Genomic DNA, 14983 nt, shown 5'->3' on the forward strand with positions numbered 1-14983 from the left:
GATCCGGTTCGCTGCTGTCAGAAGCGCGTTGCTGTCGGTGCAGTGGCCCTGGGTCAGTCGTCGTCGGTCAGTGGTCGCGCTCGGTGAAGCCGAAGATGGCACGCTGGTGGCCTACGGCAGCTCAGCCTCGAAGGCGCCCAGGGTCGGCAGTGCGCCAGGGCCTCGCCGATCCGCTCGGCCCACCCCACCCGCCGCGGACACTCAACGGGCACCCCCACTCAACAGAGCCTGACGTGTCGTCATGAACTCCTTCAGGGAAAGGGTACGCAACTCCCCGCTGTCGCGCTCCACGGTGGTGAAAGTGCATGATTCGGACCAGAGTTCGGGCGGCATGCAGCAGGTGTGGAGCCTGCGGATGATGCCGTAGGCGGGGGGCGTCATCCGGTCGGCGAGGTAGCGCTCCATGATCCAGCGGCGGGCCGCGTCCACCGCTGGGACCAGCGGAACCAACAGGCTGTCGGCCGCACCGACCTGCCCCTCCCCGAAAGGGACCTCTCTGCGGATCCGCTCCCCCATCTCCGGGAAGTGCCCGTCGTCCAGGTCGACGGCGTTGAAGAGCTTCCAGCAGCGCAGGCGGTGCTCGGTGCTGACCAGTGCGGCGTGCACCCGCACCGGCGGGTTCGGCGGGTAGTACTCGGCGAGGTGGTACGGGGTGAACGTCCGGTCGGTCACCCCGAGCAGCAGTCCCTGGGCCTGCATCTCGTAGAGCCGGCCCACGGGGGAGTCCTCACCGAGGTGGCAGTCCAGCCGGTGGTCGGCCACGATCTCCGCGGCCCTGGGCCCCATGGCCGCGAAGGAGGTCTGCGGGTGCGCGCTGCGCAGTGCGCCCGGGGTGGTCCGGACGGCCTCCGAGACGATGCCGACCGTCCTCCGCGAGCTGGGGGTGCGGTCGATGTCGAAGGGCTCCATGGCGCGCCGATAGGCGATCTTCTGGCTTCTCAGGACCATTCCCGCGGTGTCCGCCAGGTACGCCGGAGAGCTCAGCGAGTTCTCCGGGGTGGCTGTGTAGACCACCAGCGTGCCCATCGGGCCGACGGCCTCCAGCAGCGCGTCCACGACGGTGCGGACACCGCCGCGGACCTGGCCGATGCTGCGGAGCGAGGCCTGCACGAAGAGCACTCCGCCCGGACGGACACCGATGCGGCCCAGGTCGTCGACAAGCTGCCGTCGGCCTATCACCTTACGTGGGAGGCAACCGGCCGGGCGCTGTCGCCGTCATCGCTGTCGAGTTCGTCCAGCCAAGGCCGCAGGGTGGCTTCCATGCCGGCGACGAAGCGACCGCCGAGCCCGGTCAGCGACCCCGATGCGGACAGGGACCCGAGTGCCTGGGCGGTGTCGGCCAGACAACGTGCGAACTCGTCCCGGGCACGGTCGGCCGCCGTGCCGAAACCGTTCCGGCCCCGCAGGTCCTGCCAGCGGGCGCGCCAGTACTCCGTCACCGCGACGTGGGCGTAGGTCCCCTGGAGCAGACCCTCCAACGGACGCGGGTCCTCCCGCCACGGTGCGTGGAACGCCCGGGCGTCGTTCCCGTCGATGAGGTCGTCGAGGTCCAGCACCGCACCGAGCTTCACATGCTGGAACTCATGGACCAGCAGCAGTGCCAGGGTGTCCGCAGTCGCAGGCCGGGCGATGCCGACCGCCCCGAAGGCGCTTCGCGCGGACGAGCTGATGTCACGGCGCCCGGAGGGCCGCTGCAACGGGGTGATCACCGAGAGGCCGGCGGCGATGCCCTCGGCGTATCCCGGCAGTATGCGCTTGATGAGCGCCCAGGCGCTGGTCAGGTCGCGTTCCCAGGCGGCGAACTCCTCCGGACCGAGGCGCGCGGACACCGGATGTCCGTGGGCGTCCCGACAGGGGTCGGTGTCCTCCAGACGGACGGTCCAGTCGGCGTCGGCAGCCACCGTGCGCGTCGGCTGCCAGCGCGGGTCCTGCTGTGCCCAGACGATGCGGACCGTCGCCCCGGAGTCGGTCGTGGCCGTGAACCCGTCCTCGCGCGACCGCACCGATACGAAGGCGGCGTCCCCGTCGACCAGCAACCGTCCGAGGCCCGGAAGCCTCAGTACGCCGCCACGCAGCGGCACCCGCACCTCCGCCTCGGACCCGGCGCGCAGGGCGACCGCTGCGGCCGACTCCGCCAGCCCGTCGCCGCTGTCACCGCCGTCGCCGCGCTGCCACCGCCCCGTCGCCCAGGTGCGGTTGTACGGGTGGGACATGACCTGGTCGCATGCGTCGGGCACCTGGACGTCGAACTCCGTCAGCAGCCGCCACGAGGCCGAGGTCGAGGCCGAGGGTGCGGAGGCCGAGGTCGCGACGTGGGCCAGCAGGGTGCGGTCGATCTCCAACTGCTGGCCGACCAGGACCCGCACGGCCTCGGTGCCGCCGTGCCCGGCCGCCAGTTCGTCCCACTGCCGGTCCGTCAGTCCGGTGCCGGCGGTCGGCTCCGTCCGCGCGGGATCCGTCCCCTCCCCACGTGCCGCGACCATGGTGATGAACTCCTTGAGGTCTCCGCAGAAGACCGAGGGATTCTCGAAGCCGTTCTCCTCCCGGTACCGGTGCGCGTAGAGGCCGCCTCCGCAGGAGCTGACCACCGGGCAGGACCGGCAGGTGGCGCAGAGGCCGGCCAGGCCCAGCTGACGGTCGATCATGCCCGGGTGCCGTGCCGCCCGGTCGAGGTCGTGGTCGAAGACGTTGAACCCGGTCCCCGCCGCCCCGTCGAAGGCGGTGCGCAGCGAGTCCGCCTGCTCCAGGGTGCCGTCCGTCTCGATCACCACGAGGTCGGCGGGTTCCAGCCCGAGGTTCTCGGTCAGGCTGCTCAGTCCGTGCAGGGTCCTCAGGACCGAATCGAAGGTGCGCACCGGCACCGGCCGTCCCTCGGCCTCCCAGCGCTCGTAGATCGCGCCGAGCCAGGCGGCGTAGGGAGTGCTCTCCGGGCCGTCGGGCCGCAGCGGGGGGTGCACCCAGGTCGCATGGGGGAGCAGGAAGTCGATCCCCGGGGGGTCGAGTGCCGTCAGCGCCTCGTACACCGCCAGAGGGTCGTTGCGTACGTCGATGGTGCACAGGATGCCGGCGAAGAGTCGTCGGTACCCGGGCTCCTGCAGCAGCGCGACAGCGCTGAGGACCTTGCTGTGGCTGCTGCGCCCGTCGGCGTAGCGCCGGTGCAGGTCGTTCGCCGCCCTGTCCCCGTCGAGGGAGATGCCGACCCTGATGTCGTGTTCCAGGAAGAGGTCGCAGAAGCGCCGGTCGAGCAGCACCCCGTTGGTGTGGATGCGCAGGTCGAGCCCGCACGAATCGGGCAGCGCGGCCCTGAGCTGTTCCGCCGCGAATCCGATCGTCTCCGGACCGGCGAGTAATGGTTCACCGCCGTGCAGCACGACCCGGACGCTCGACAGCCGGTGCGCGGCAGCGTGCTCGGCGATCCTCACGGCGGTCTGCTCCAGTACCCGCCTGGGCGAGGCCATGGGTCGGCCCCGCCACTGCGTGTCCTCGTGCTCGTAGACGTAGCAGTGGTCGCAGGCGAGGTCACATCGGCTGTGGAGCTTGAGGACGAACTGCCGGAAGGGCACCAACTCGACATCCCTGGTGTGGCGGAGATGGAGCACCCGTCAGGTCTGCGGTGACCTGTTCGATCGGGTCTGCACACCCATGATTGGGGATCCGGTCCGAACCCGCCAGAGGGTGTACCGGAAGAGGGCGCTACTTCGGCCAAAGAAGGCGAAACTCGTCCAAGCAGGTTTCGCGGCCCCGTCAACCGTGGCCATACTGAAAGCCCCACTGTCGCCAGGGAGGGCTCGGTAGGTAATTATGTGCCAGAACCCTTTCTCTGGGGCTCATGTGACGTATTATCACGTCCACGTCGCTAGTGCGACCCAGGGGGCTGGGGGCCGGCATGACACGCTGTCGCATCGCACGAGAGTGCCCTCCTTGATCCAATCGTGTGAAAACGGAGGGGTGAGCTCGTGTTTCGTGGGTTAGTGCTGAAGGCTGACGGCATGACGGGTGACTTCATGCGCCACAGGCACAGCCCGGGACGCGAGCTCGGCTGGGAGGTCGGCGACTGATGCCGCAGCATCTCGCGGAGAAGCCGGCAGCGCTCTCCACCCCGCTCTCCCCTCCCCCTGACGCCCGCATGGTGAGTGCCAAGAACGGTCGACAGCTGTGCGTGAAGGAGTGGGGCAAGAAGAACGGCACCGCCGTCTTCGTGCTGCACGGCACCCCCGGCAGCAGGATCGGCGTGGCCCCCCGCGACGGCGTGCTCTACCGCCAGGGAATCAGGCTGATCGCCTACGACCGGCCCGGGTACGGCTGGTCCGACCGGCACCTGGGGCGTCGTGTCGTCGACGCGGCCGAAGATGTGGAAGCCATCGCCAACCAACTGGACGTGGATCGCTTCGCCGTCGTCGGACGCTCCGGCGGCGGCCCCCACGCTCTTGCCTGCGCCGCCAAGCTCGGAGACCGGGTGATCGGTACCGCGGCCCTGGTCAGTCTGGCCCCCCGGATCGGCGACGACGGCATGCGTGACTCCTGGTTCGAGGGCATGGGCCCGGGGAACCGGGAGGAGTACGGCCGAGCGATGGAGGGTCTGGAGGCCCTCACCGAGAGCCTCCGGAAGCGCGCCAGGGCCATCCACAAGGCTCCCGAGGAACTGATCACGCAACTCCTGGCCGAGGTGCGGGCAGCCGATCTCCAGGTGATCGCCGACGCCGGCATCCGCCGGATACTCAAGGACAGCTACCGGGAGGCCCTGCGCCAGGACGGCGACGGGTGGATCGACGACGCGCTCGCCTTCGTCGACGACTGGGGCTTCCGGCTCTCCGAGATCACCTCCAGGGTCCTGCTGTGGCACGGCACCGACGACGTCTTCTCGCCGGTCAGCCACTCCTCGTGGCTGCACGAGCACCTCCCCGGCTCCGAACTGGGAATGGAGCCGGGGGCGGCCCACTTCGACGCCATCGCGCGCCTGCCCGACGTGTTGAGCCTGCTCACCAAGCCTGGAGCTCCAGGATGTGATTGATCCGTTCCCACCCCTCGGCACTGACCGTGTCGGGGTGGGTCTCACCGAAGTTGCGGTCGTGGTTGAACGCCTCGACCGCTTCGTCGTGCAGGCGCTGTGCCTCCGCGGTGCGGCCCAGGGCCTTGAGGGTCACCGCCAGGTTGGACCGGCAGGCGAGGGTGTCCGGGTGGTCCTCACCCAGGTGGAGGGCGAGCCGGGACAGGCAGGACCGTTCGCTGGCCTCCGCCGCCGCCAGCTCCTCCAGCTCGGCCCGGGCATTGGCCCAGTTCACCTCAGCGCACAGGGTGAAGGGATGGCTCGCGCCCAGCAACTCCGTCAGCCGGGTGGTGGCGGTCTCCCCCAGACCGGCGGCACGTCGGCGGTCCTGGCGGCTGGCTCCCGGCGTCCGGAGGTAGACGGACACATTGTCACTGCAGGCCAGCGAATTGGGGTGGTCGTCGCCGAGAAGGCGGCGGTAGCGCTGCCAGACGTCCTGCGCCCGGCGCAGCGCGTCCCCCGGACGGCCGAGGCTCCAGTCGTCCGCCGCCTTGTTCAGGGCGCACTGAAGAGTGTCGGGGCCGTCCTCGCCGTAGCGCTCCACGAACCGTGCCAGGGTGTCATCGGTGAGGGCCGCGGCCCGCTCGTACTGACCCAGCACGCGCAGGGACACGGCGAGGCTCTTGGCGGCGCGCAGGGTGTCGGGTGAGTCGTCGCCCTGGAGCCGACGGAACGCCTCGTGGAGCCGTTCCAGGTCCGCTGCCGCGTCCCTCAGCTCGCCGCCGTCCCGCTTGTCCCGGGCCAGGTAGAGCTGGGATGCCAGGGTCCGGGCGTGGTCCGGTCCCAGCCCCTGCCGGCGCAGGCGCTCGGTGCGCTCGTCGTACTGCTGGGCGCTCTTGGCGTCACCGAGGAGCCGGTAGTCGATGGCCAGGTTGTGAGTGAGGTTCAGAACCTGGCGGTCCTCCTCCAGGAACTGCTCGACCAGGCTGGCGTGGGTGAGCAGGTCGCGGTCCAGCGCCTCCTGGTAGCGGCCCAGCGCCCGCAGGCCGCCGGCCAGGCCGCGGGCGGTGGCCAGGGTGCTCAGGTCGTCCTCGCCCAGCAGGGTGGACTGCTGCTCCCAGGTCCGCTGGTCCAGTTCCAGGGACTCCCGGTAACGCCCCTGGTCGCGCAGGACGTTGGCCCTGATGGTGCGCAGGGCGAGGGTCTGCGGATGCTCCGGGCCCAGGGTGGAGCACCACAACGCGTCCAGCCGCTCCCCCTCGCTCTTGGCGAGGGTGTAGTCGCCGTTGCGCCAGTGCAGCCGGACCAGATCGATCATCAGCTGCCGCACCTCGGAGATCTCCGACTCCTCAGCCCCGCAGGCCGCGAGGTGGGGTCGGATGAGTTCGAAGTCCGGCCGGTTCTCCGGGTCCTCCACCTCGCCGTCCAGTGGCCTGCACTCGGCGAGCACCAGCTGCACCTCGCGCTGGATCTGCTCGCGCTCGTCCTCGGTCATCTGGGCCCGGAGCAGCGCCTGGAGCACCCGGTGCACCTGGATGGTGCCGCGCCTGCCGTCCACCTTGGCCAGCGAGAGGCTTCGGATCGCCCGGCTGATCCCGCCGAGCACCGACGCCCCGCCCTTGCGTACCCGCGGGTCCTGCACCGCGAGGGCGGTCAGCATCGCCGGATTGCGGTGCAGCAACTTCTGCGAGAACGGCTCGGGCCCCAGGAAGACGGACATCTGCATCAGCCGGCGGGCGGACGGCCACTCCTTCTCCAGGGTGTTCAGGGACACCGCGAAGGTGGTCCTGATCGGGACGGGGTAGTCCGCCGCGAGCGGAGCCTGGTCGAAGATGTCCGCCGGGTGCTGCTTGAGCAGGTCCATGTAGGTCTCCACGGGCATGCCGCTCAACCGCAGGAAGGCTGCCGCCTGCTCGACCGCGAGCGGCAGGTCCCCCAGCTCCTCGGCCAGCTGGGCCGCCTCCGTGTCGGACATCTCCGGGACACGGCGCTCCAGGTGGGAGACGCTCTCCTGCCGGGTGAAGACGTCCACCTCCAGCTCGGACGCCTCCTGGCTCCACACCTGTTTCCGGGAGGTGATGATGACATGGCCGTCCCCGCCAGGCAGGAACTCGGTGAGGGTCTCCGGGTCCTCGGCGTTGTCGAAGATCAGCAGCCATCTGCCGATGCGCGTTCCGGCGGCCAGGGTGTCCTTGACCAGGATCGCGGCGTCGGCCTCACCGAGGGTTCCGCGGATGCCGAGACGGTCGGCGATCGCCGCCAGCTCGGTCGTGATGGAGGAGGTCTGCTCGGACGGCACCCACCAGACCAGGTCGTAGTCCGACATGAAGCGGTAGGCGTACTCACGGGCGAGCTGGGACTTGCCCACCCCGCCGAGGCCGTGCAGTGCCTGGGTCCCACTGGTCGGCTCCTGGGCGGACCGCCCGGTGAGGGTCCGCCGCAGCTCGGCCAGCTCCTTGGCACGGCCGGTGAAGTCGCTGTTGCGGCTCTGGAGGGCGACGAACTCGGGACGGATGCCCGGGTAGCGCGGGGCGTCCGGCGCGTCGAGGGCGGTCCTGGCCGCCTGGACGGCGGCCTCGTCGCCGCCGAAGTACTTGATCAGCTGTTCTGCCGCCACGACCGGAGTCAGCGCCGGGGAGGTCAGGTCGAGCGGGAAGCTGTGACCGCTCGGCGCGCCCGGCGGGACCGAACCCAGGCGCAGGCCGAGCGTCCGCGGCCGGGTCAGGGCCAGGCTGCTGCTGGAGACCGGGCCCCAGAACTCACTGGCCCTGGCCGCCTGGAGAAAGCGCACCGTGAGCAGCGGCACGGTCACCAGGGGGTCCGGCGAACCGCCGTTGGCCGCCCCCTTCGCCTCGTCGGGCGCGTCGGAGTCGATGCGGGAGGCGGCGAAGCGGTAGCCGGCTGCCTCCAGCAGGTAGCTCGTCCAGTCGAGCCACATCTGGTCCTCCACCGCGTACCAGAGGTGGAACCGGGTGTCCTCCCCGCCGCCGATCGGCTTGCGGTCGAACTTGGCGACGGTGGCCAGCCGCAGCGGCTCCGCCATGGGCGGCAGGGCGGAGACCTCACCCCTGGTCAGTTCGCGGGTCAGCCGCTCGCACGCGCCGAGCACGGTGTTGGGGATACCGGTCTGGTCGCCGAAGACCGCCAGGATCTCCTCGTAGGCGTAGTAGGGCTTGTAGGGGATCTCGATGGAGCCCCAGTACTGGTCGTCCTTGACGGTGTAGAGCGCCTTGGGCAGACCTTCGAACTTGCTGCGCGCCTCCGCCCGACCGCGCTCGGCACGGTCCTTCTCGCCCTCGTCGATGCGCATGGGCACCGGAAGGATTCTGATCGGATCCGTGCTGTGGCCGATGACGCCCCGGGTCTGGATGTGCCGGGCGACCAGGGCGGCCCCCCTGATGCTCTGGTCGCTGAGGGTGAAGCACACCACCACGTCGTCCGGGAGCTGCTGGGTGCAGATGCTGGAGGTGTCGCTGAGCCCGGTACGGCTGTCGATGAAGGCGTAGTCGTAGCTCCTGACCATCTCCTCGCGCAGCGCGTCGAGGAACACCCCGCCGTAGTAGCGCTCGTAGAACTGGTCCCAGTTGAGGCCGTCGAGAATGGACCCGTAGTCGTTGTTCTGCTTGCCCGCGGAGATGAAGTCGATCCTGCCCCCGTCGGGGAAGTTCCAGTTCAGCTTGATCGCCTGCTGCTGCACCGCGGCGTGGCCGCTCAACCGGGCGGCTGCGTCCGAGGGGTTGTCCAGGGACCGCTCCAGGTAGTCGTTCACCATGTTGACGACACCGCCCGTGGTGGCGAGGGCCTCCTCGTTGAGGAACGGGTGGAAGAACCGGGACAGGCCCGGGGCCTCCAGGTCCCAGTCCACGGTGAGTACCTTCTTGCCGTTGGCGGCCAGGATCCACGCGACATTGGCCATGGTCATGGTCCGGCCGGTGCCGCCCTTGTAGGAGTAGAAGGTGACGACCCGCCCCTGGCGGTCCTCCGGAGCACTCCTCGGACTGACGGCGTTCATTGCGGACCCTTCTGGGATGTGGACGAACGGAGGGCATGGAGCTGGATGAAGGCATTGCGTGCCTGGCGCAGGGCGACCGGCACCAGTGCGGCGAACGTGGCCGCGTCGGGGATGCCGCCGCGCAGGTGCTCGTAGCCCGGCGTGGGCTGCCCCAGTGCGACGTTGAGGGTGTCCCAGGTCAGCAGCCTGAGCTGCTCGATCTCCTGTTTGGACCGGCGGGGAATGCTGTCGGACCTGGGCACCCAGGGGACCATCACCGCCACCGGACGCCGGCGCTGCTGGTTGTACCCCAGCAGATGCCGCAGCATGGTGTCGTTCTGCAGCGCCCAGCGGTCCAGCAGCAGCAGTTGCGGGACGAGTTCGACGTCCTCGACGGTGCCGGCGGCCCTCCGGCTGGCCCGCTCGAAGTCCTCGACCGAGCGCACGTGCACATTGCTGTCCCTGGCCACCGCGGCGGCGAGCTCGGCCAACGGCCTTGCGCCCTCCTCACGGTAGGGCTGCCACAGCTCGGGGAGCTCGCTGTAGTCCGCGGGGTCGCAGCCGGGCGGCAGGCTCTCGCCGGTGGTCCTGGCCAGCACCAGGATGCGCAGGCTCCGCACCGCCGGATGGTCGGGCCAGGGCTGGGGTTCGCGCGACAGGCCCGTTTCCGCGCCCGGAGCCAGGTCGATCTTCTCCACCGCGTGCACTATGGCCTCGGCCACGCTCCGCACTCCGACCAGGTACTGGGCCCGACGCTGCGCCAACTGGTGCCGCAGTCCGTTCTCGCCGAACTGTAAGCGCAGGTCCTGCTCGTCGAGGGCGACCCCGTCGGGTGCACTGCTCCAGAGCCGCTCCCACAGCACGGTGATCACAGCGGCGTCCGAACTCCCGTCCGGGGAAAGCCGCTTGTGGAAGGCGAGCCACTCGTTGTGGCACTCGGCGTCCTGGAAGTACTCCGGGGAGCAGAGGACGACCAGGGCCTTGCTCCGGGCCAGCGCCTCACTGCGCCGGGCCCGCCGCAGCTGGTCGTTCTCCCCGGGTCCGTCCAGGTATCCGGTGACCTTGCCCGCCGGCCGGGAAGGACGCTCGGCCAGGGCCCGGTTGAGGTCGGCGTGGAACTCCGCCACCCAGGGATCGCCCTGGAAGGAGCCCCGCGGATGCGCGTAACTCAGGAAGTACTTCGGATACTCCCACTCCCTCGCAGACCCGCTCATCCCACCGTCCTTCCCTCCGTCAGAGCTAGCCCGCCGCTTTGGACTGCAAGAAGGTGACACCGTCCCAGTTGGGCTTGGACTGGTGGAAGGCGCTGGGGGCGGTCTCCACATCCACCATTCTGCCGGGTTCCACCGTTGTGTACATCAGAAGGTCGCTGACACGCCGCGCCAGCTGGTTCACCACCTGGTGGTACGAATCCCGTTTCCCCGCCTGCCTGCTGAGCGCCAGCAGGCCGTCCCGCGCGTAACTCCCGGGCATCCGCTCATTGGTGTACTGGAGCCGCTGGACCACAGCGTGCCGCCGGTCCTGCGGCACCGGCACCCAGACCACCGGGAGTATCGCCGACGTCTCCGGCGACAGCGGCGGTCGAGCGTGGACGGCGCGCCGGCTGAAGACGGCCCACTCCTTGCCGCACCAGTCGCTGTCCAGGTAGGGCGTGGACACGAGGGCGATCAGGACGTGGGCCTCGGCGAGCATGTGGGAGATGAAGCGGCGCCAGTTGTCACCGATGGGTATCTCACGGTCGGACACTCCGGGCCGGACCTGGCGGGTGCCCTGCCGGACGTGCTGGCCGATCTCGAAGTTCAGGTCCTGGACCAGTTCGCCTATCGGCGAAGGGTCGTCCCTCGATGGTGAGCCCGGGGGCCGGGCATAGCTGACGAAGAAGGACGGCCCGTCGCCCCGCGGCTCCGATGCCCCGCCCGTCGTACGTTCGGTCACCGCTGTCCTCCCGGGCACGCCACTGTCCGACGCCCCATCAGGAGCGTTTCAGGACAACGGTATCGCGCAAAGCAGACAGCAAGCGCTCACTCGACGGAAAGAGCTTGGCGTATACGGGCAGACATGACCGGGCGAGCGGCAGTCGCTCGCCCGGAATCAGGAATTCCGCGGTCCGGAGACCTCAGGACCAGGTCTCAGATCGAGGAACCGAATGCCGCGACCTCGACCTGCTTCCTGTGGTCCTCTCCGAGTACCCGCCGGAGGACGGTGGAGGTGGACGGCCGGGTGTCTGCAAGCTCTGCCAGGGAGCGACGTGCAGGGCCGCCGGCGGGCCCATGGGGTGGGATCGTTGCGTCGGAGGTGGTGGGAGCAGTCATATTCACAAGGACCAGCCTTCGAGTTGTTGAATCACGACTCCAGTGACGCCCCCGTCGTACCCCTTGTCAGTGACTCCCCTCCGTGGCCGTTCCAGCACGAAGCTCGACAGGGCGCATAGATTCTGAATTAGCGTCACCCATACCAGCCGCCGGGGCAAGACCGCATGAATCGATGGTCCGGTATGCAGCGGCGTTCTGGCCGAGATGTGCCGCTCAGGGCTGGAGCCGCTCGACGCGCCACCCTGTGGCGTCCGCCGCCGCGTAGCGCAGCCGGTCGTGCAGCCGGTTCTCGCGGCCCTGCCAGAACTCGACGGTCAACGGGGCGATCCGGTAGCCGCCCCAGAACGGGGGCACCGGGACGCCCTCGCCCTCCGGGTAGCGGGCGGCCAGGTCGGCGTAGCGCTGCTCCAGCTCCGCCCGGGAGGCGACCGGGCGGGACTGCTCGCTGGCCCAGGCGCCGAGTTGGGAGCCGTGCGGACGGCTGCGGAAGTAGGCCGCCGTCTCGTCCCGGCCGACCCGCTCGGCCAGGCCGGTGACGATCACCTGGCGGCCCAGCGGGTGCCACGGGAAGAGCAGCGCGACCCTGGGGTTGGCGTCCATCTCGGTGCCCTTGCGGGAGCCGTGGTTGGTGTAGAAGACGAAGCCGCGCCGGTCGTACCCCTTGAGCAGGACGGTCCGCACGCTCGGCTGCCCGTCCGTCCCCGCGGTGGTGACGACCATGGCGTTGGGCTCGTCGACCCCCGACTTCACCGCGTCCGCGAACCAGCGGTCGAACTGGTCCATGGGCTCCCCGGCCAGCTCCGACTCGTCGAGGCCGGCGGCTAGGTACTGGCGGCGCATCGCCGCGACATCCTGAGGCTGCACGCCGCCATCATCCCCCACGTGCGCACCGGCACTCCTTTCACCAGTACAAAATCTCGACGTCGAGAGATAGGGTGTCCGGGCGCCGGATCGTCCGGATGCTGGAATTCCGTTCGACCCGGGTGTGATTCGGACCCCCCTGGGGGGCATTACCGTCGTGGGCTCTGGCGCAATGCACCCAGTGCCTGCCACCCTGACACTGCGTGCCACATGCCCGCACCCGTACTGCCGCGCAACCGCGCGGAAGCACAGTCACCACAGCCGACGACTTGGCCACACCACAGTCACCGACGTCGATCAAGAGGAGCCGCCTGATGTCCGATTTCGTACCCGGACTCGAGGGAGTCATCGCGTTCGAGACGGAGATCGCCGAACCCGACAAGGAGGGCGGCTCGCTCCGCTACCGCGGGGTCGACATCGAGGAGCTGGTCGGCCACGTGTCCTTCGGGAACACCTGGGGCCTGCTCGTCGACGGCAAGTTCAACCCCGGACTGCCGGCCGCCGAACCGTTCCCGCTGCCGATCCACTCCGGCGACATCCGCGTCGACGTCCAGTCCGCCCTGGCCATGCTGGCCCCGGCCTGGGGCCTCAAGCCGCTGCTGGACATCAGCCCCGAGCAGGCCCGCGACGACCTCGCCCGGGCGGCCGTGATGGCCCTCTCCTACGTGGCGCAGTCCGCCCGCGGCCAGGGCCTGCCGATGGTCCCGCAGAGCGAGATCGACAAGGCCGAGACCATCGTCGAGCGCTTCATGATCCGCTGGCGCGGGGAGCCCGACCCCAAGCACGTCAAGGCCATCGACGCCTACTGGACCTCCGCCGCCGAGCACGGCATGAACGCCTCCACCTTCACCGCCCGGGTCATCGCCTCCACCGGCGCGGACGTCGCCGCGGCGCTGTCCGGTGCGGTCGGCGCGATGTCCGGGCCGCTGCACGGCGGCGCGCCGTCGCGCGTCCTCGGCATGATCGAGGAGATCGAGCGCACCGGGGACGCCACCGCGTGGGTCAAGAACGCCCTCGACAAGGGCGAGCGGCTGATGGGCTTCGGCCACCGCGTCTACCGCGCGGAGGACCCGCGCGCCCGCGTGCTGCGGCGCACCGCGATGGAGCTCTCCGCTCCCCGCTACGAGGTCGCCGCGGCGCTGGAGAAGGCCGCGCTGGAGGAGCTGCACGCCCGCCGCCCCGACCGCGTGCTCGCCACCAACGTGGAGTTCTGGGCCGCGATCATCCTGGACTTCGCCGAGGTCCCGGCGCACATGTTCACCTCCATGTTCACCTGTGCCCGCACGGCGGGCTGGAGCGCCCACATCCTGGAGCAGAAGCGCACCGGCCGCCTGGTGCGGCCCGCGGCGCGCTACATCGGCCCGGCTTCGCGCAGCCCGCACGAGGTCGACGGGTTCGACGACATCGCCCGCTGAACGCCCGCTTTCCGGGGCGCGGGGAACTGCGCTGCCAGCCCTCCACGGAGGCGCATGGTTGGCAGCGCAGTTCCCCGCGCCCCTGGGTAGTGCATGGTCACCCGATGGTGTCTCATCTCGCGGACCCGCCATTGGACGAACAAGAACAGCCGGTAGCATGCGGCTGTGGCTGAGATCCAGATCCCCGCTGACATCAGGCCCGCTGACGGCCGTTTCGGCGCAGGTCCGTCCAAGGTTCGCCCCGAGGCGCTGAGTGCCCTCGCCGCGACCGGTAGTTCGCTGCTCGGCACCTCCCACCGCCAGGCCCCGGTGAAGAACCTGGTCCGGCGCGTCCGCGAGGGCGTGAGCAGCCTCTTCCAGCTCCCCGAGGGCTACCAGGTGGTGCTCGGCAACGGCGGCTCCACCGCCTTCTGGGACATCGCCGCCTTCGGCCTGGTGCGGGAGAAGTCCCAGCACCTGAGCTTCGGTGAGTTCTCCTCCAAGTTCGCCGCCTCCACCAAGGCCGCGCCCTGGCTCGCCGACCCGTCCGTGGTGAAGTCCGACCCGGGCACCCACCCGCTCCCGGTCGCCGAGGCCGGCGTGGACGTCTACGCGCTGACGCACAACGAGACCTCCACCGGTGTCGCCATGCCGATCAAGCGGGTGGCCGGCGCCGACGAGGGCTCGCTGGTCCTGGTGGACGCCACCTCCGGTGCCGGCGGCCTGCCCGTCGACATCGCCGAGACGGACGTCTACTACTTCGCCCCGCAGAAGTGCTTCGCCTCCGACGGCGGCCTCTGGATCGGCCTGTTCTCCCCCGCCGCGCTGGCCCGCGCGGCCGAGATCGCCGGCTCGGGACGCTACATCCCGCCGTTCTTCGACCTGCCGACGGCCATCGACAACTCGTCGAAGGACCAGACCTACAACACCCCCGCGCTGTCCACCCTCTTCCTGCTGAACGAGCAACTGGAGTGGCTGAACGGCAACGGCGGCCTGGACTGGTCGGTGGCCCGCACCGCGGACTCCTCCTCCCGGCTCTACACCTGGGCCGAGAAGTCCTCCTACGCCAACCCGTTCGTCGCCGAGCCGGCCGAGCGCTCGCAGGTGATCGGCACCATCGACTTCGACGAGTCGATCGACGCCGCGGCCGTCGCCAAGGTGCTGCGGGCCAACGGCATCGTGGACACCGAGCCCTACCGCAAGCTGGGCCGCAACCAGCTGCGGGTGGCGATGTTCCCGGCCGTCGACCCGGCCGACGTCGAGGCGCTGACGGTGTGCATCGACTACGTCATCGAGAAGCTCTGACCTGAGCGGACGAACGACGGAGGGCTGTCCCGCTGAGCGGGACAGCCCTCCGTCGTGTGCGCGTCCGGCTCAGCGCGCGATGGCGCCGATCACGACGGCCAACAGCAGCAGCACCAGCGCGCCGCTCACGATC

9 protein-coding genes are annotated in these 14983 nt (G+C 70.0%); 3 read left to right on the forward strand and 6 right to left on the reverse strand.

The window, feature by feature from the left end; all coding sequences use genetic code 11:
- Positions 1 to 201 precede the first annotated feature (201 nt).
- Positions 202 to 1110, reverse strand: coding sequence for an AAC(3) family N-acetyltransferase (locus ABUW04_RS26610; RefSeq protein WP_063757421.1), 909 nt, complete (start codon positions 1108 to 1110; stop codon positions 202 to 204).
- A gap of 65 nt (positions 1111 to 1175) precedes the next feature.
- Positions 1176 to 3599, reverse strand: coding sequence for an FxsB family cyclophane-forming radical SAM/SPASM peptide maturase (locus tag ABUW04_RS26615; RefSeq protein ID WP_380566857.1), 2424 nt, complete (start codon positions 3597 to 3599; stop codon positions 1176 to 1178).
- Between the two features lie 458 nt (positions 3600 to 4057).
- Between ABUW04_RS26615 and ABUW04_RS26620 the strand changes: the two genes are divergently transcribed.
- On the forward strand, positions 4058 to 5011 hold the full coding sequence (locus ABUW04_RS26620; RefSeq protein ID WP_380566858.1) for an alpha/beta fold hydrolase: 954 nt from the start codon (positions 4058 to 4060) through the stop codon (positions 5009 to 5011).
- Here ABUW04_RS26620 and fxsT read toward each other — a convergent pair.
- From fxsT to pdxH, 4 genes are all read right to left on the reverse strand, one after another.
- The gene (gene fxsT / locus ABUW04_RS26625; RefSeq protein WP_380566859.1) at positions 4980 to 8999 is read right to left on the reverse strand and encodes an FxSxx-COOH system tetratricopeptide repeat protein; all 4020 of its coding nucleotides are present in this window, start codon (positions 8997 to 8999) and stop codon (positions 4980 to 4982) included. The genes ABUW04_RS26620 and fxsT overlap by 32 nt on opposite strands.
- Complete coding sequence (gene fsxC / locus ABUW04_RS26630; protein ID WP_030249443.1) at positions 8996 to 10192, reverse strand: FxsC protein; 1197 nt, start codon at positions 10190 to 10192, stop codon at positions 8996 to 8998. The genes fxsT and fsxC overlap by 4 nt, the downstream gene beginning before the upstream one ends.
- A 25-nt stretch (positions 10193 to 10217) precedes the next feature.
- Positions 10218 to 10913, reverse strand: a complete 696-nt coding sequence (locus ABUW04_RS26635) for a TIR-like protein FxsC (RefSeq protein ID WP_380524590.1) — start codon at positions 10911 to 10913, stop codon at positions 10218 to 10220.
- Positions 10914 to 11503: 590 nt separating this feature from the next.
- Positions 11504 to 12130: a pyridoxamine 5'-phosphate oxidase gene (pdxH, locus tag ABUW04_RS26640; RefSeq protein WP_380566974.1), complete on the reverse strand. Its 627-nt coding sequence runs from the start codon at positions 12128 to 12130 to the stop codon at positions 11504 to 11506.
- 335 nt (positions 12131 to 12465) lie between these two features.
- Here pdxH and ABUW04_RS26645 point away from each other — a divergent pair, with 335 nt between their 5' ends.
- Both ABUW04_RS26645 and serC read left to right on the forward strand, forming a co-directional pair.
- Complete coding sequence (locus ABUW04_RS26645; protein ID WP_030255489.1) at positions 12466 to 13566, forward strand: citrate synthase 2; 1101 nt, start codon at positions 12466 to 12468, stop codon at positions 13564 to 13566.
- A 165-nt stretch (positions 13567 to 13731) separates the two neighbouring features.
- Positions 13732 to 14850, forward strand: a complete 1119-nt coding sequence (gene serC, locus ABUW04_RS26650) for a phosphoserine transaminase (RefSeq protein WP_380566860.1) — start codon at positions 13732 to 13734, stop codon at positions 14848 to 14850.
- The last annotated feature ends 133 nt before the right edge of the window (positions 14851 to 14983 follow it).

The sequence above is a fragment of the Streptacidiphilus jeojiensis genome, assembly GCF_042510965.1.
GTDB classification, from domain to species: domain Bacteria; phylum Actinomycetota; class Actinomycetes; order Streptomycetales; family Streptomycetaceae; genus Streptacidiphilus; species Streptacidiphilus jeojiensis.